The organism is Agathobacter sp., assembly GCF_977054825.1.
In genome coordinates this window covers 33,386-50,464 of record NZ_CDRTEH010000008.1, presented here as the reverse complement: position 1 = coordinate 50,464, position 17,079 = coordinate 33,386, and the positions used below count along the sequence as shown (strand labels likewise).

The 17,079-nt window shown below is 42.6% G+C and carries 14 protein-coding genes; 10 read left to right on the top strand and 4 right to left on the bottom strand.

Annotated elements, in window-relative coordinates; all coding sequences use genetic code 11:
- Nucleotides 1-34 precede the first annotated feature (34 nt).
- Both feoB and ACW6PM_RS08450 read left to right on the top strand, forming a co-directional pair.
- Nucleotides 35-2,374: a ferrous iron transport protein B gene (gene feoB / locus ACW6PM_RS08455; protein WP_456056866.1), complete on the top strand. Its 2,340-nt coding sequence runs from the start codon at nt 35-37 to the stop codon at nt 2,372-2,374.
- Between the two features lie 43 nt (nt 2,375-2,417).
- Nucleotides 2,418-3,299: an aldose 1-epimerase family protein gene (locus ACW6PM_RS08450; protein WP_456056865.1), complete on the top strand. Its 882-nt coding sequence runs from the start codon at nt 2,418-2,420 to the stop codon at nt 3,297-3,299.
- 3 nt (nt 3,300-3,302) lie between these two features.
- On the opposite strand, the gene ACW6PM_RS08445 is transcribed toward ACW6PM_RS08450, so the two are convergent.
- From ACW6PM_RS08445 to ACW6PM_RS08430, 4 genes are read right to left on the bottom strand one after another with little or no spacing between them, the layout of a single operon-like run.
- Nucleotides 3,303-4,010, bottom strand: a complete 708-nt coding sequence (locus tag ACW6PM_RS08445) for a hypothetical protein (protein WP_456056864.1) — start codon at nt 4,008-4,010, stop codon at nt 3,303-3,305.
- 13 nt (nt 4,011-4,023) lie between these two features.
- On the bottom strand, nt 4,024-4,797 hold the full coding sequence (locus ACW6PM_RS08440; protein WP_456056863.1) for an HAD family hydrolase: 774 nt from the start codon (nt 4,795-4,797) through the stop codon (nt 4,024-4,026).
- A gap of 21 nt (nt 4,798-4,818) precedes the next feature.
- Nucleotides 4,819-5,238 carry a putative toxin-antitoxin system toxin component, PIN family gene (locus tag ACW6PM_RS08435; RefSeq protein WP_456056862.1) on the bottom strand — a complete coding sequence of 140 codons (420 nt, stop codon included), beginning with the start codon at nt 5,236-5,238 and terminating at the stop codon, nt 4,819-4,821.
- Nucleotides 5,239-5,267: 29 nt separating this feature from the next.
- Nucleotides 5,268-5,555 (bottom strand): type II toxin-antitoxin system RelB/DinJ family antitoxin, encoded by a 288-nt coding sequence (locus ACW6PM_RS08430; protein WP_456056861.1) that lies wholly within the window; start codon nt 5,553-5,555, stop codon nt 5,268-5,270.
- Between the two features lie 635 nt (nt 5,556-6,190).
- Between ACW6PM_RS08430 and ACW6PM_RS08425 the strand changes: the two genes are divergently transcribed.
- The 8 genes from ACW6PM_RS08425 (at nt 6,191) to ACW6PM_RS08390 (ending at nt 17,006) form a co-directional block, all read left to right on the top strand.
- A complete protein-coding gene (locus tag ACW6PM_RS08425; RefSeq protein ID WP_015517084.1) occupies nt 6,191-8,050 on the top strand; it encodes a hypothetical protein in 1,860 nt (619 codons plus the stop codon).
- The gene (locus ACW6PM_RS08420; RefSeq protein WP_041253978.1) at nt 8,023-8,241 is read left to right on the top strand and encodes a hypothetical protein; all 219 of its coding nucleotides are present in this window, start codon (nt 8,023-8,025) and stop codon (nt 8,239-8,241) included. Before ACW6PM_RS08425 ends, ACW6PM_RS08420 begins: the two co-directional genes overlap by 28 nt.
- Before the next feature lie 74 nt (nt 8,242-8,315).
- Nucleotides 8,316-9,254 (top strand): helix-turn-helix domain-containing protein, encoded by a 939-nt coding sequence (locus ACW6PM_RS08415; RefSeq protein WP_456056860.1) that lies wholly within the window; start codon nt 8,316-8,318, stop codon nt 9,252-9,254.
- A 221-nt stretch (nt 9,255-9,475) separates the two neighbouring features.
- Nucleotides 9,476-10,825, top strand: a complete 1,350-nt coding sequence (locus ACW6PM_RS08410) for an ABC transporter substrate-binding protein (protein WP_308657790.1) — start codon at nt 9,476-9,478, stop codon at nt 10,823-10,825.
- Between the two features lie 107 nt (nt 10,826-10,932).
- Nucleotides 10,933-11,814, top strand: coding sequence for a carbohydrate ABC transporter permease (locus ACW6PM_RS08405; protein ID WP_456056889.1), 882 nt, complete (start codon nt 10,933-10,935; stop codon nt 11,812-11,814).
- Nucleotides 11,807-12,637, top strand: coding sequence for a carbohydrate ABC transporter permease (locus ACW6PM_RS08400; protein WP_308657792.1), 831 nt, complete (start codon nt 11,807-11,809; stop codon nt 12,635-12,637). Before ACW6PM_RS08405 ends, ACW6PM_RS08400 begins: the two co-directional genes overlap by 8 nt.
- A 78-nt stretch (nt 12,638-12,715) precedes the next feature.
- Complete coding sequence (locus ACW6PM_RS08395) at nt 12,716-15,799, top strand: glycoside hydrolase family 2 TIM barrel-domain containing protein (protein WP_456056859.1); 3,084 nt, start codon at nt 12,716-12,718, stop codon at nt 15,797-15,799.
- Nucleotides 15,800-15,896: 97 nt separating this feature from the next.
- Nucleotides 15,897-17,006 carry a glycoside hydrolase family 53 protein gene (locus tag ACW6PM_RS08390; protein ID WP_456056858.1) on the top strand — a complete coding sequence of 370 codons (1,110 nt, stop codon included), beginning with the start codon at nt 15,897-15,899 and terminating at the stop codon, nt 17,004-17,006.
- The last annotated feature ends 73 nt before the right edge of the window (nt 17,007-17,079 follow it).

Here is a 17,079-nt window from a genome sequence, read left to right as displayed (position 1 = left end):
AAATTTATCAATAAATACACTAGGAAGCGATAAAATGACACTAAAAGAACTTGGCATAGGACAGAGTGCCAGAATACTTACAGTAGGCGGTGAGGGCGCGCTGCGCCAGCATTTCCTGGATATGGGAGTAATCCCAAAGGCCGAAGTAACAGTTATCAAATTTGCCCCGATGGGAGACCCGATGGAGCTTCAGGTGCATGGCTATGAGCTCACTTTAAGACTTGATGATGCGGCTCAGATTGAGGTAGAATTAATTGACAGCCGTTCAAGAAAGCATGAGGGCCCTAAAAAGATAAGCAACACAGCCCATCCCGGACTTGGTGAGGAGGGCAAATACCATGTGAAGGGCAGTGGTAATCCTCTTCCGGAGGGTGAGAAGCTCACATACGCACTTGTGGGAAATCAGAACTGCGGCAAGACTACACTTTTCAATCAGCTTACAGGCTCAAACCAGCATGTTGGCAATTTCCCGGGAGTGACGGTGGACAGAAAGGATGGCGCAATCAAAGGACATCCTGACACATCAATCACAGATTTACCGGGCATTTACTCAATGAGCCCATATACAAATGAGGAGATTGTGTCGAGAAACTTTGTGCTAGATAACAAGCCAAAGGCCATAATCAACATCGTAGATGCGACTAATATCGAGAGAAATCTGTACCTTACTATGCAGCTTCTTGAGATGGATATACCGATGGTTATCGCACTCAATATGATGGATGAGGTGACGGCAAACTCAGGCTCCATAGATGTAAATAAAATCGAGGGACTTTTAGGAGTGCCTGTTGTACCGATTTCAGCAGCAAAAAATCAGGGTGTCGATGAGCTGGTGCGCCACGCGATACACATTGCAAAGTATCAGGAGCGCCCGGGCAGACAGGATTTCTGTGATGAGAATGATTTCGGCGGTGCCGTGCACAGATGTATACACGCGGTCAGCCATCTGATTGAGGACCATGCAAAGCTCGCCGGAGTTCCAATCCGATTTGCAGCAACCAAGATTATCGAGGGAGATGCGCTTATATTAGAGCAGCTTCATCTTGACGAGAATGAGAAAGAGGCAATAGAGCATCTGATTGTCCAGATGGAGAAGGAGCGAGGTCTCGACAGAAGTGCAGCGATTGCGGATATGCGCTTTACATTCATTGAGAAAATATGCGAGAGCACTGTGGTAAAGCCAAAGGAGAGCAGGGAGCGTATCAGAAGTGAGCGCATCGACCGCATCCTTACAGGAAAATACACGGCAATACCTTGCTTTATAGTGATAATGCTTGCGGTATTTTATCTCACCTTCAACGTAATCGGAGCAGGTCTTCAGTGGCTTTTGGAGCAGGGCATAGGAGCTCTGACCACACTGACGGATAAGGCGCTCACCGCAGCAGGTGTGAATGAGGTGCTGCATGGACTGGTAATAGACGGCATCTTTCAGGGTGTCGGAAGCGTATTAAGCTTTTTGCCGATTATCGTGACACTGTTCTTTTTCTTATCACTTATGGAGGACAGCGGATACATAGCGAGAGTTGCGTTCTTCATGGACAAGCTCCTTCGTAAGATAGGACTTTCCGGACGAAGCATAGTACCTATGCTCATAGGCTTCGGCTGTACAGTGCCTGCTGTCATGGCGACACGTACACTGCCAAGTGAGAGAGATCGTCGAATGACTATACTCCTCACACCGTTTATGAGCTGTTCGGCAAAATTGCCAATTTATGCATTCTTTGTTAGTGCATTTTTCCCGAAGCATGGCGGACTTGTCATGGGAGGACTGTACTTCATTGGCATAGTTGTCGGAATACTTTTCGCGTTTATCTACAGAAAGACATTGTTTAGGGGTGACGCAGTTCCGTTTGTCATGGAGCTGCCAAACTACAGGATGCCGGGCGCCAAGAATGTGTGCCAGCTTCTCTGGGAAAAGGCAAAGGACTTTTTGCAGAAGGCATTTACAGTAATACTTATTGCCACAATGCTGATATGGTTCTTACAGAGCTTTGACATACACTTTAACCTTGTAACAGACTCAAAGGACAGCATGCTTGCCGCTATTTCAAGTGTTATCGTGCCAATCTTTAAGCCTCTGGGACTTGGCGACTGGCGTATATGCACATCACTTATCAGCGGACTCATGGCAAAGGAGAGCGTGGTATCAACACTGGAGATACTGTTTGGCGGAACGGTTACGACAGCACTCACAACACTTTCGGCCGCATCTCTTCTGGTGTTCTCACTGCTCTACAGCCCTTGTGTGGCTGCTATAGCATCCATAAAGAGAGAGCTGGGCACAAAGTGGGCAGTCAGTGTGGTGCTTTTGCAGTGTGCGATTGCATGGGTGGCAGCATTTATTGTAAGAGTGATTGGAATGCTTTTTATGTAACAAAAAACTGATTATTTTTTAAAAAATTAAAAGGAGATATGTGATGGAGATTAAACTGGAAAATGAATCACTTGAGCTCACGATAAACAGCTTCGGAGCAGAGCTAAAAAGCATCACAGGCAAGGAAACAGGTACACAGTATCTGTGGGATGCCGATGAGAAATACTGGAAGAGAAGCGCACCGGTGCTTTTCCCATTTGTCGGCAGCTTAAAGGACAAGAAGTTTACTGTTGATGGAACAGATTATCCGATGGGACAGCACGGCTTTGCCAGAGATATGGAGTTTGAGCTTGTATCACAGACAAAGGATGAGGCATGGTTTTCACTTAAATCAAATGATGAAACTCTTGCAAAATATCCGTTTGAGTTTGTGCTCGAAATCGGCTATAAGCTCTCTGGCAGTGAGATAAAAGTGACCTGGAGGGTGACAAATCCTGCGAAAAAGGATTTACTTTTCTCAATCGGTGGTCATCCTGCGTTCATGTGCCCTATTGCAGAGCAGGGAAAGCAGTCAGACTATTATCTAAAGCTTGACACAGACAGAGCAATCACCTACGGACTTATCTGTGACGGAGGACTTTTAGACAAGGATGATAATCTGCTTAAGGTGGATGCGGATGGATACTGTCAGATAGATGAGCATATGTTTGATAAGGATGCGCTCATCATCGAAAACAGACAGGCTTCAAAGGTGAGCCTGTGTACACCGGATAAGAAGCCATACCTTACGGTATCCTTTGATGCACCGTTATTTGGCCTGTGGTCACCGGCAGGAATGGGAGCACCGTTTATCTGTATTGAGCCGTGGTACGGCCGATGCGACAGAGCAGGCTTTGCCGGAGAATTAAAGGACAGGGAGTATGGTAATTCGCTTGCACAGGGTGAGAAATTTGAGAAGTCATATACGATTGCAATTGAGATGTAGATTTTAGAATCGGGGGCCGGCTTTTTTCAGGCCGGCCTGAAGCAGCCATTTTTGATCAATTTTCTTAAGTTCTTCACCGAATCTGACATGCAGCCGAACTGAGCCCTCGAGCTGCTCGATATGTTCAATGGTGCCCTTGCCGAACTTTGGATGATTGACATCGTCATTGATATTAAATTTTACAGTACTGTTTTTCTTTTTGCGGTATTCCTGCTCGCGTGAATATGTGTCGCGGATAGGAATACTCTTGTCAGTAATTTTCTTTTTGAGAACCTTATCATAATCGTGCTTAATAAGTCCTTCACCGGCTTTGTAGTAAGGAGTGGGAGCTGCTCCGATAAGTGAGCAGCAGTATTTCCACGCACTTCCGTGGATGCCGGGCTGCCAGCTGTATTTATCAGGGATGTCCATATTGTACTGCATATAGTGGGCATATTCATGCTTATATAAATCCATCCTGTCATCCTTTGACAAGGGCTTTGCCACACAGTAGCCGATGAAAAACAGCGAAAAATGAAATTCTTCTTCATCCTGCCCAAAGCCCGGAGTGTATGCGCCAAGCCTGTCCGTATCAAAGCCGAAGGTGATGGGAACCCTTGCACCGTTAAGCCCAAGCTGTCTGTCGAGCTTCTGGTAGAGAAAGCGGATTTCCGCGAGATGTATTTTTGTTTCGTTTTCGAGTAGTTGTCGTAAATTGTTGTCTAAGTTCATAAGTATATCTCTTTTAAAAAATCAGTTTGTTTTCAATACAATAATGATATATTCCGTCTTCCTCAACCGATTTGCATACAAAATCAGCCTTATGCTTGACTTCGTCCTTTGCATTGCCCATGGCAATACCAATGCCTACAGCTTCAAGCATTTCAATGTCGTTATGTCCGTCACCGAAAGCAATGGCTTCATCCTTTGAGAAGCCATAATGCTTAAGTACTGCAGCAACAGCATTGCCTTTGCCACTGTTAAGCGGAATAATATCAACGGCCTTATCCCACCATGCAGTTATCTGTGAGTGTGGCGCACCGGATAGAATCTGTGAGTGCTCATCTTTTTGACAGGAGCACATAATCTGATAGATATCAGTTTTGCTTATCTCGTCAAAATTGTCAGCGATTTTAAGCTTTTCACTGCCGAAGGCAAAGTATTGCTCTAAATCAGGGTCGGTACCGTTTGTGACAATCATATGCTCGTTACTGATTGCGATAGCACGATTCATCTGCTTTAGATTGGAAATTATCTGATATTTGTCGTGCTCATTAATAGGGTTTTTGAAGATGATATCATTGCCTGCGGTGACGAATGAACCGTTAAAGGTGAGCAGGACATCAAAATCAATTCCATCAAAATGAGGCACACCGGTGTAGCTTCTTCCGGTAGCCATACAAAGGATGATGCCATTTTGGTGGAGCTGCTTAAGTGCAGCAGCAGTGTTTGCGGATAATTCTTTATGTCCCAGCCGAAGCAGGGTGCCATCCACATCAAAGAATGCTATTTTAATCATAACTTGACCTCTGAATATAATTTATTTTTCGTAAGAGTTAATAATTTTTAAAAGTTCATTTGGGGTTACAATAAATGGTTCTATAGGAAAATGTTTACTATTTCCGGTAACAAGATAAGCACCGCAGTCTTTTTTTGACATTACAACTTCATAAAAAACCAAATCTTTTGGGTCTGGTAATTCAGTGTTAGTGATGGTTTGAACAGTAAAAATACCATATATTTTTATAACATCTAATAATGTTTGGATATTTTCTTCTGTAAATTTAAATTTTTTTCTATGAAGTACATTACAGTATTCTTCCAAAATTTCAGCATTATAAACGGGAATGATTGTTCCGTCAAATACCAAATTGAGGATTTGGACGGTTGCTGCATCATCATGTTTTGATAGAAGCGCAGAAACCAATACATTTGTATCTATTACAACCATGAATTTCATAACTATAGTTCCCCCACATATTATATTTTTTATAGTGTTCTGGCTTTTTGTATTTCGGAATTTATTTCTTCAAGCGACAAATCCTGAATGTTATTTTTTTGGGCAGATAAACGCATATCATTAAATGCACTACGACCATCTGATAAGGAAACAGTGTTTGAAGCTGAAATTTCAAAAGGAATTTTTCTTTCACGTACAACAGCTCTGGCGAAAACATTTATTGCTGTAGAAGCGTTCATTCCAAATTCTTTACAAAGTCCATCAAATTGAATTTTTAATTTTTCATCCATTCTAACACTAAAAGTAGATTGAGCCATATAGATTCCTTCTTTCATAAATAATAAATTGTAATGTTTATTGTGAAATAATTATACACATTGTGTTGAAAAATATCAATATAAATAACACATATGCAACCAGAAACGAACACTGTTATGTGTGAAAAGTAACCACTGTACTCTGCCACAACGTAAGGTACGTAAGCCGGGGACGGATGGGGAGACACGCGCTTTAGCAGGAGCGCATAGCGAAGAGACTTAGATACTGTAGAAATTATGCCCATGAAGCACAGAAATGCACCTGCAGGAACGCATAGCGAGGAGAACCGCGCCATGGACGGCGCGGTTCGACGGTTTCGTCGAGTATAGAAAGTTTCAAAGCATAATTTCGTACAGAATCTTAGTCGCGAAGCGTAGCGAGAGCGAAAGTGCGTGTATGCCCATCCGTCCCCGGCTTACGTACCGTCCTGCAATTAATGCGCAAAAGTTGCGCGTAAAAACGCGCACCCAAAACCTTTTTTGTGAAAAATGCTTGAAAACAAAAGTTGAAAAATGTCGAAATTGCACATTGACATAATCACAATACTGTAATATACTAAGTTCAGAACAAGCGGTTGCGCGTAAAACGCACCTAAGAAATAAATCAAATTACAAGCAAATGGAGGAAACAACGGATGGACAAATTTATTGTTAACATCATTCACCGCCCTGAGATGGTGCCTGAGTATTCAGCAACAGTGACAGGACAGGGAAAAGAAGAGGATATCGGAGATAAGAAGCTCATCACAGAGTCTCTCGACATCTTCAAGACACAGCAGAGACTTGCGCATGAGGCAGGACTTAAAACTACAATCCAGATGACATACGCTTCACTTTTCAATGATGAGGCAGTAGAGCTTGCAAAACAGGATCACGAGAAATACGGTGATGAGATTGCACTTTCACTCCTTGGACTTCCATGTGAGGAGTTTAGAGAGAAATATAAGACAAAGGATTTCTGTATCTGGATGTTCTCGATGGAGGACAAGAAAGCAATCGTAAATGATGTTTTCGAGAAATTCCATGACAGATTCGGTTTCTATCCTGAGTCAACAGGCTCATACTATATGGATGCAGACCTCACAAACTACATCAAAGAAAAATACCCAATGGTAAAATGTGCAGTTGCAACATGCTGGGAGGAAGGCCCAAAGGCATACCACACATGTAACAACTCATGGTATACACTCTTCGACGGAGGCCCATGGGCACCATGGATTCCATCAAAGCAGAACACACATGCACCGGCAGCAAATAAGGAAGAGGATAGCGGAATCGTAGCAATCCCACATCTCTCACGTGACCTTATCGCCTGCTATGACGGAAACGGATCAAACTTCGGAACACACCCACAGAACGTGCTCCGTGGAATGATTTACGATACAAAGACATGGGAGTATCCATATCTTTACAACCTTATCGACCAGTACAGAGACCTTGCAAAATACAATAACGGATATTCATACAACATGATGTTCGTAGGACCTGGCTGGATGAACAAGATGGGACGCTGGGAGCAGCCATATGAGCTTCTCTTAAAGTCTTACACAGACGGCTGTAACTACTATGGCAAGTTAAAGAAAGAGGGCAAGCTCATCGACATGACAATGTCAGAGTTCGCTGATTACTTCAGAGAGAAGAAGGGTGTCAATGCAGGAAACTACAATGAGCCTGAGTGTGCACCATGGAGAGATATCCTCTACGGCTCAGACAAGCAGCTTTTCTGGTACTGTGACCCATACATGAGAGCATGCGTAAACATGGATCAGGGTGGAGCAATCGTAGACCTTCGTCCATACGTTGCAAAGCTTGAGTGGCCTGTAGGAATCGGAACAAAGCATGTACAGGATGCATCTTATCCATTCCTTATCCAGGAGAAATACAGAGCAGGATACTTTACACACTATGCAGGAGCAGGAACAGTAAGAAGTGCCAAGCTTTCACACAACGGTGAGGAGGTTGACCTTTGTCTCTGCCCTACACACAGCCATTTCTCTGAGGAAGTAATTGATGGCAAGAAGACAAGAATTCTTACTCTTGATCCTGTAGATATTGAGTTTTATGATGTTAAGCTTACTCTTCAGACAAAGGAATACTTTGAGGAGGGCTCATCAAACATCAAGATTGAGCGTAATATCCTTAGCATGAGTGATCCAAATGCGGAGGTTTATCTCGACGAGTACATCACAGCATGCTACGGAACAACAGAGTATCCTGAGGATATGACAGGCATCACACTTACATGTGAGGGAGAAAACCCACAGAGCATCAATTATGAGTACAAGTGTCGTGATGCAAAGGTTGACGGAGCAACTGCAGTAAGCGCAGTAATTCCTGCAATCCAGACAAAGGTTTCACTCACACCATCTGCAAAGGCAGAGGGATACATTGAGGAAGGATATGCATTCTCTCCAATGTTCAAGCTTGGTTACAAGAAACAGATTAAAGACAAGGAGGTATTTGCAACATGGCTCAACTTGGAAAAGGCAAATTAAACTACAGATGTCCTTTATGTTTTATGAGGGATCTCGATATTGATATGTTCTATAATAAAGAAACCGGTATTTATAGCTGCATCCGCTGTCAGTTCAGAGGTACAGAGGAAGAGGTGCTTCAGGGCAACGAGGATGTCCGCAAGAAGTACAAGGCTATGTACAAGAGATTCGACAAGTTCGATTTTGATTAAAGTAGTGATGATTGGTACGCTGCTGCTATAATGGCAGCAGCGTATTTTGCATTTTGCTACAAAGGAGAGTATATATGGCAAAGAGAAAAAAAGACACGATGGAATTCAGATTCTATGAGCTGCCACAGGGAGAGTCTGCACTTGTGCTGTGCGGAGAATCCTGGAAGAGAGTGTATGGCCATGAGGAATTTCACCTGCATTTCCATAATCTGCTGGAAATCGGCATATGCCGGGAGGGCGATGGAAATATGTATCTGGATGAGGATATTTACCAGTATCATGACGGCGATATTACATTTATCCCTGAGAATTTTCCTCATGTTACAGTCAGCTATGGTGATGTGGTAAACTTCTGGGAGTACATTTTTATTGACCTGCGCGCTGTGATAGAAGAGATGTTTCCAAACAATGTGGCATTCCAAAACGATGCAGTTTCGACCATCTCAAAAAAAGCATTTATGACCAATGTATACCAGAGCCCGGCTGTGGCAGAGTATATAAATGCCATAATAAGGGAAACCCGTGAGCACAAGATATATTCCCAGAAAACAATAAAGCTTCTTGTACAGGGGGTTGTTATTGAGCTGCTGCGTAAATATGATGAGCTTCCTGAGGAAAACAATGATGTTGTAAAGGGAACCAATATGTCACAGATTGCTACTGCACTTGACTACATGAACAAGCATTACAGCGAACCGATAAAGGCAGGGGAACTTTCGGCACTATGCAACATGAGTGAGACGCATTTCCGCAGGCTGTTTGAATCATACATCAATATGCCTCCTATGGAGTATCTGAATCTGATAAGAGTACAGAAGGCGTGCGAGCTTATGAAAAAAACAAATGAGCCTATGGAGCTTATTGCACAAAAGTGTGGATTCACAACCCAGTCAACTTTTAACCGTAATTTCCGCAAATTTTTGGACACTTCGCCATATCAGTGGAAGATAAATCCTGAAAATTATGAGCATAAGCTGCTGAATTTTAGGATATCTGCACTAAAGGGATGGTAGAAAATACATGTTTTCGTATAATTTTGTACATTTATGCTTGAATATGCACATAATTGTGTGGAATTTGTTAACACAAAAGTACCATATATAGTTATAATGACTATGTAATCAAGAAACGGACAAACATTCGTAGTCAAAATGCCCAATTAAAATAATATGATTATGAATGAATTGTGAACGGAGTATTGCAAAAACATCATTTTTATTAGGGAGGAAGAAAAATGAAAAAGAAAGTAGTTTCATTATTACTCGTAACAACAATGGTTGCCTCACTTGCAGCCGGATGTGGAGATTCATCTTCATCAGGAGATGGCACAGAAAAGACAGGTAAGAAGGTAGAGACCGTAGATGATGGCCATACACTTACAGCTTGGGCTTGGGATGCAAACTTCAATATCCCGGCACTCAAAGCAGCAGCAGAGGATTACAAGAAAAATGTAGATCCTGATTTTGTACTCAATATCGAGGAGCAGTCACAGTCATCTGATATTGAGACAGCAATTACAACAGCAGGTTCAGCAGGAGATTACACTACACTTCCTGACATCGTATTATTCCAGGATCACTACTTCCAGCAGTACCATACAAATTATCCTGATGCATGGGTATCAGCAAATGATGCAGATGTTAAGTGGGATGATTTCAGCCAGGAGAAGTTATCATTCTCTACAATCGACGGAGAGCACTTTGGATTCCCTGTTGATAACGGAACAGTTATCTTTGCTTACAGAACAGATCTTCTTGAGCAGGCAGGCTACACAATCGATGATATGACAGGAATCTCTTGGAAGGATTTCATCGAGGTAGGTAAGAAGGTATATGATAAGACAGGCAAATACTTACTTGCTATGGACGGCGACGGAAACGATTTATTCTACATGATGCTTCAGGCAGAGGGTGAGTCACAGTTCAAGGATGGCAAGCCAAACTTTGTAGACAACGCTAAATTAAAAGAAATCATGCAGGTACTTAAGGACATGATCGACAACAATGTTCTTTACCTTGCAAATGACTGGTCAGATTACACAGATCAGGCTATTCAGGGAGATATGGTTGCCGGTGTTATGAACGGAAACTGGATTATTCCTACAATTGAGAAGGTTACAGACAACAGTGGAAAGTGGGAGATCACATCTCTTCCAACACTTGAGGGTGGCGAAGGCTATGCATCAAACGGTGGTTCTTCACTTTACATCACAAGCAACTGCAAGCAGACAGACCTTGCTAAGAAATTCTTAGCTTACACATTCGGTGGCGGATCTTATGCAGACAAGGGTGTATCTGATACATATGACAATGCTCTTAAGAATGGTGGTGTTATCACTACATACACACCAGCAGGCAAGTCTGATGTTTACAATGAGGGTGTTGAGTACTTCAACAACCAGCCAATCTACGCTAAGATCGTTGAGATGGGTGCAAATGTTAAGACAATCGAGCAGAGCGATTTCCATTACGATGCACGTAAGAAGCTTGCTACAGCACTTATCAATATCACTCAGAACGGTGCAGATATCGATTCAGAGATAAAGACAGCAGAGGATGACCTTAAATTCACAATGGGACTTTAATCTGTTAGCTTGATGGCAAATGTACAGGGAGCCATTAAATGGCTCCCTGTTTTTTCTCAAAGACTTATAGTTAGGAGGCCTTTACAGTGAAGAATAAGAAAAAAGGAATGAGCATAACCGGTAAACAAAAGGCAGCCGGCTGGATGTATCTGGCTCCGGCAACAATACTCATTTTCATAATGAGCTTCTGGCCTATAATCCAGGCTGTTATTACATCCTTTAAAACCGGCTCAAGTGCAAATATGAAGTGGGCAAATCCACTTACCTACAACTACACAAGAATGTTTCAGGATGCAGTTTTCAAGAGATCTATCGGAAACACATTCTTGTATTTAATTATCGAAGTGCCAATCATGCTTGTACTGGCAATCTTACTGGCACAGTTACTTAACAACAAGGACCTTAAATTTAAAGGACTTTTCCGTACATGTGTATTCTTACCATGTGCAACATCACTCGTATCATATGCATTGATTTTTAAATCGCTTTTTGCAACACAGGGACTTATCAATACAATCCTTGTTAAACTTGGAATATTAGAGAGCAACTTTAACTTCCTCGGTACAGGCTGGAGCGCTAAGATTATTATCATAGTAGCTCTTATCTGGAGATGGACAGGATATAATATGGTGTTCTTTTTAGCCGGTCTCCAGAATATAGAGTATTCTGTTTACGAGGCTGCAAAGATAGATGGAGCGAGCGGCTGGAAGACCTTCTGGTCTATCACGGTTCCTCTTCTTAGACCTACAATTGTTATGACAACTATCATGTCAATAAACGGTACATTACAGCTCTTCGACGAGTCTGTAAACCTGACAAAGGGTGGACCTGCAAATGCAACAATCACCATGTCACATTATATCTATAACGGCTCATTCGGTGAAGGTGTTGCAAACTTTGGATATGCATCAGCAATGTCTGTTATCGTATTCGTTATGGTTGCTATACTGGCATTTATCAATCTGAAAGTAGGTGACAAGCGTGACTAAGAAAAAACATGGATCATCAATACAAAAAAGGCTTATACCTTCATACATTTTTCTTGTAATAGTTTCGTTCATCTCAGTATTTCCGTTTTTCTGGATGATATCGGCAGCAACCAACAAGTCTATTGACGTTGCAAGAGGTAAAATTGCATTTGGCGGCTATGCCCTTGAGAACTTAAAGAAACTGTTTGCATCACAGAACGTTGCACTTGGAATGAAAAACTCATTTATCAATGCAACAGTTCAGACACTTATAGCACTGCTTGTCTGCTCACTTGCCGGCTACGGCTTTGAGCTCTATCATGACAAGGCAAAGGATAAGCTGTTCTCAGTTTTACTCCTTGCCATGATGATTCCGCAGGTTGCTACACTTATTCCTCTGTTCAAGATGATGTCAAAGCTCGGCTTTACAAATACAGTATGGGGCTTCATGCTCCCGGCTATTTCGACGCCGTTCCTCATCATGATGTTCAGACAGAATTCGAGAAACTTCCCAATCGATATCATGGAGGCGGCACGAATTGACGGACTCAGTGAGATTGGCATTTTCTTCAAGATGTATATGCCTGTACAGAAATCAACATATGCAGCTGCTGCAGTTATCACATTCATGAATGCATGGAACTCATATCTGTGGCCAAAGGTAATCCTCAATAAGCCTGATGCTATCACAATGCCAATGCTTATTGCAAACCTCGCAGCAGGATATACAGTAGATTACGGTGTACTGATGATGGGCGTTCTTTTCTGCTCTATCCCTACAATGATCGTATTCTTTGTACTCCAGAAGCAGTTTGCAGAGGGAATTACAGGATCTGTTAAATAAAAGTAAAATAATATTGTTAAAAATCAAGAAGGCAAATAATGTTTATTATTTGTCTTCTTCTCTTAAGGAGGATAACATATGAGTAATTTTGATCCAAATATCATTAAAAATCCGGAAATATTTGAGCAGAACAGACTTGCGGCTCATTCGGATCATGTGTGCTATAAAAATGAACTGGAGAAGATCAAAGGAAAATCAAGCCTGAGATATGATATGAACGGCTTATGGAAGTTTGCGTATGCAAAGAATCAGTCTCTGGCTCCTTGTGGCTTTGAGGCAGCTGATTATGACTGCAAAAGCTGGGATGAGATCAGGGTTCCTGCACATATCCAGATGGAAGGCTATGATGTGCCAATCTATACGAATACCACATATCCGTGGGAGGCTGACGAGTCTATAAAGCCGGGTGAAGTACCTGAGATTTTTAATCCGGTTGCAAGTTATGTGAAGTATTTCACAATTCCTGATAATATGAAGAACAAGAGAGTATGCATTTCCTTCCAGGGAGTGGAGAGCGGCTTTGCACTCTGGCTGAATGGACACTATGTGGGCTACAGTGAGGACACCTTTGACCCATCTGATTTCGAGCTTACTGATTATATTGTTGAGGGTGAGAACAAGCTTGCGGTCAGAGTATGGAAATGGACATCCAGCAGCTGGTGTGAGGATCAGGATTTTTACAGATTTTCAGGCATTTTTAGAGATGTATTTTTGTATGCTGTTCCTTGTGCACATGTGGAGGATCTGTCAGTTGTTCCTACACTTAATGATACCTTTGACGAGGGTACACTTAGCGTGTCAATAAAGGCAGACGGCGATGGCATTGCAAGTGTAAAGCTGTACGAGCTCGGTGATTTGTCTGTGGAAAAATATGACAGGGCAAAGCTTTTACTGGAAGAGTTTGATATAGAGCTTAAGGACAAGGAGCTTTGCGAGGGCTCATGTAATGTGAAAAATCCTCTGTTATGGAGCGCTGAAAAGCCAAATCTGTATGAGGTTAAAATTATAGTTAAGGACTCACATGGAAATGAGACCGAGTTTATCAGCCAGCTGGCAGGCTTCAGACGCTTTGAGATGGTTGACGGACTCATGAAGCTAAACGGTAAGCGTATTGTATTTAAGGGTGTCAACCGCCATGAGTTCAGCTCAGTCACAGGCCGTGTGCCAAACCGTGATGAGGTGATAAAGGATATTGTTACAATGAAAAAGAACAATATCAATGCGATAAGAACAAGTCACTATCCTGATGATTCCATGCTCTATGAGCTTTGCGATATTTATGGAATTTATATGATAGCTGAGAACAATCTTGAGAGTCACGGCACATGGGAGGCATACAATAAGGGCTATGTGGACCTTGATTTTGTTGTGCCAAAGGACAAGCCACAATGGAGAGAAATGATGCTCGACCGTGCCAACTCATGCTATCAGAGAGATAAAAATCATCCGGCAATCCTTATCTGGTCATGCGGCAATGAGTCGTTTGGCGGCAAGACAATATATGAGATGTCACAGCTTTTCAGACAGCTTGATAAGCATCGTCTGGTGCATTATGAGGGAGTATTTAACGATAGAAGCTATAATGACACAAGTGACATGGAAAGCCAGATGTATACACCGGTCGCAGGAATTGAAAAATTCCTGGCAGAGCATCCTGAAAAGCCGTTTATATGCTGCGAGTATACACATGCCATGGGAAATTCCTGCGGTGCTATGCACAAATACACAGAGCTTTCAGACCGCGAGCCTAGATATCAGGGTGGATTTATCTGGGATTATATCGACCAGTCAATCTACAAAAAGGACAGATACGGCAAGTGGTTCCTCACATATGGCGGAGATTTCGGTGACAGGCCTACTGATGGGGATTTCAGCGGAAACGGCATCTGCTACGGCGGAGAGAGAGAGGCTTCTCCAAAGATGCAGGAGGTGAAGTTCAATTATCAGAATATCTCGGTTGATTTTGACAGTGACTACATCTTTACGGTTACAAACAAAAATCTTTTTGTAAATACATCGGTTTTTGATGCTTTTGCCATTCTTCTTGCAGACGGTGAGGAGGTTTACAGGACAAAGCTTCAGGTATCTGTTCCACCTATGGAGAGGGCAAGCTATGAGGTGCCGGTGACTCTTAAAAATTCCATGATAGATGTGGAAAAAGAGTACTGTATTGTGGTATCATTTGTATTGAAGGAAAACACTATCTGGGAAAAGGCCGGATATGAGATTGCATTCGGACAGCATATGATAAAGAAGCCTGTAAGTGAGTATTCATGCGACAAATCAGTTGAGCTTATTGTTGGAAACGGAAATATCCTTGTAAGGGGTGAGAACTTCAAGGCACTTTTCTCAAGAATGAATCTGGGAATGGTTTCATATGTATACGGTGGCGTCGAGATGCTTCCAAATACTATCCCACTGCCGAATTTCTGGAGAACACCTACCAACAATGATTCCGGCAATATGATGCCACAGCGCTATGCACAGTGGAAGATTGCCAGTATGTATGTGACCACCAGACAGGATCAGCGCTTTGCAGATACATCACCAAGGGTAGAAAAAAATGACAACAATATCGCCATCACATACACTTATTTTATGCCTACCACACCGCAGAGCTCATGCGAGGTGACATACAGAGTGTTTGGAGACGGAACCATCGAGACAACGCTGTCATATGATCCGGTTAAGGAGCTTGGTGATATGCCTGAGTTTGGCATGATGTTCAAGCTGGATGCCGACTATGATACAGTAAAATGGTACGGACTCGGACCGCAGGAGACATATGCTGACAGACAGCATGGCGGAAAGTATGGTGTATACGAGAATAAAGTGGCAGACAATATCGCAGAGTATCTCGTTCCGCAGGAGAGCGGCAACAAGTGCAGTGTAAGATATGCAAAGGTTATGGACAAGAAGGGCAGAGGCATGCTGTTCTTTGGTGATGAGCTCTCGTTCTCAGCACTGCCATATACACCGCATGAGCTGGAAAATGCGGCTCATCATTTTGAGCTTCCACCTGTACACTATACTGTTGTCCGTGTGGCAAAGAAGCAGATGGGTGTAGGCGGAGACGACAGCTGGGGCTCACATACTCATCCGGAGTACCTGCTTGATGCCTCAGAAAAAATGGAATTCACATTCTGCTTCCGTGGAATCTAGGATGGTACTACTACCGGAACTGCTCTCATGGTGTAAATAAATGATATAAGAATAAATTATATAAGAGTAAATGATATAAGAATTAAGGAGGATTAAAATGTCAAAATTTATTAAGGGTATGGATTTATCGACCTTGCTCGAGCTGGAACGCTGCGGAGCAAAATACTACGAGGATGGAAAAGAGAAGGATATTCTAGACATCATGAAGGAGCATGATGTTGACACAATCCGCATTCGTCTGTGGAACGACCCAAAATCAGAGGATGGTGAGCCTTACGGTGCGGGTAACAATGACCTGGCTGAGACTATCGCTATCGGAAAAAAGGTTACAGATGCAGGCTTTGGAGTGCTTTTGAATTTCCACTACAGTGATTTCTGGGCAGATCCGGGAAAGCAGATTAAGCCAAAGGCCTGGAAGGATTTCGGTGTGGACGAGCTGGAGCAGGCTGTATATGATTTTACACTTGAAAATCTGACAAAGATTATTGAGGCAGGTGTAAATGTTACAATGATTCAGGTAGGCAATGAGCTCTCAAACGGACTTTTATGGCCTGAGGGAAAGGTGCCGAACTACGATAATATAGCTAAATTTGTGAATGCCGGAATACGTGCCTGCCGCAAGGTAAATGCTGATATTCCGATTATGATTCACCTTGATAATGGTGGAAATAATGAGCTTTATGTCAGATGGTTTACAAACTTCATCGAAAGAGGAGAGGAGTTTGATTATATCGGATTGTCATACTATCCTTTCTGGCACGGCTCTCTCGACCAGCTTGAGTTCAACATGAATGACATTGCAAAGCGTTTCAATAAGGACCTTATCATCGCTGAGGTATCCATGGGCTTTACAATGGACAGCTACAAAGAGTACGAGAAGCTTTCAGACTCTGAGCGCAAGGGCTATGCGACAAAACCGGAGCTTGTTGAGAAAATAGATTATCCTATGACTATTGAGGGTCAGGCTGATTTTACAAAGGATTTCTTAAACAGAGTGGCAAATGTGGTGGATGATCACGGAAAAGGATTTTTCTGGTGGGAGCCTGCGTGGATTCCTGTACCGGGCTCAGGCTGGGCTACACCTGCTTCGCTAAAGTATATGAACGATCCGGGACCATGCGGCAATGAGTGGGCAAACCAGGCACTCTTTGACTATGATGGAAATGTGCTGCCGGCACTTGATGTTATTAAGAGCTTTAAAAAATAATAACATATGTAATTTTGTTGCATGATTTGATTTGTTATGTTGCATTTTCAGTCGGATGTATTGCAATGTAAAA

Bases quoted from the DNA above. Each gene is read 5' to 3' on its own strand.
- feoB (WP_456056866.1), top strand. From the start codon at position 35: ATGACACTAAAAGAACTTGGCATAGGACAGAGTGCCAGAATACTTACA.
- ACW6PM_RS08450 (WP_456056865.1), top strand. From the start codon at position 2,418: ATGGAGATTAAACTGGAAAATGAATCACTTGAGCTCACGATAAACAGC.
- ACW6PM_RS08445 (WP_456056864.1), bottom strand. From the start codon at position 4,010: ATGAACTTAGACAACAATTTACGACAACTACTCGAAAACGAAACAAAA.
- ACW6PM_RS08440 (WP_456056863.1), bottom strand. From the start codon at position 4,797: ATGATTAAAATAGCATTCTTTGATGTGGATGGCACCCTGCTTCGGCTG.
- ACW6PM_RS08435 (WP_456056862.1), bottom strand. From the start codon at position 5,238: ATGAAATTCATGGTTGTAATAGATACAAATGTATTGGTTTCTGCGCTT.
- ACW6PM_RS08430 (WP_456056861.1), bottom strand. From the start codon at position 5,555: ATGGCTCAATCTACTTTTAGTGTTAGAATGGATGAAAAATTAAAAATT.
- ACW6PM_RS08425 (WP_015517084.1), top strand. From the start codon at position 6,191: ATGGACAAATTTATTGTTAACATCATTCACCGCCCTGAGATGGTGCCT.
- ACW6PM_RS08420 (WP_041253978.1), top strand. From the start codon at position 8,023: ATGGCTCAACTTGGAAAAGGCAAATTAAACTACAGATGTCCTTTATGT.
- ACW6PM_RS08415 (WP_456056860.1), top strand. From the start codon at position 8,316: ATGGCAAAGAGAAAAAAAGACACGATGGAATTCAGATTCTATGAGCTG.
- ACW6PM_RS08410 (WP_308657790.1), top strand. From the start codon at position 9,476: ATGAAAAAGAAAGTAGTTTCATTATTACTCGTAACAACAATGGTTGCC.
- ACW6PM_RS08405 (WP_456056889.1), top strand. From the start codon at position 10,933: ATGAGCATAACCGGTAAACAAAAGGCAGCCGGCTGGATGTATCTGGCT.
- ACW6PM_RS08395 (WP_456056859.1), top strand. From the start codon at position 12,716: ATGAGTAATTTTGATCCAAATATCATTAAAAATCCGGAAATATTTGAG.
- ACW6PM_RS08390 (WP_456056858.1), top strand. From the start codon at position 15,897: ATGTCAAAATTTATTAAGGGTATGGATTTATCGACCTTGCTCGAGCTG.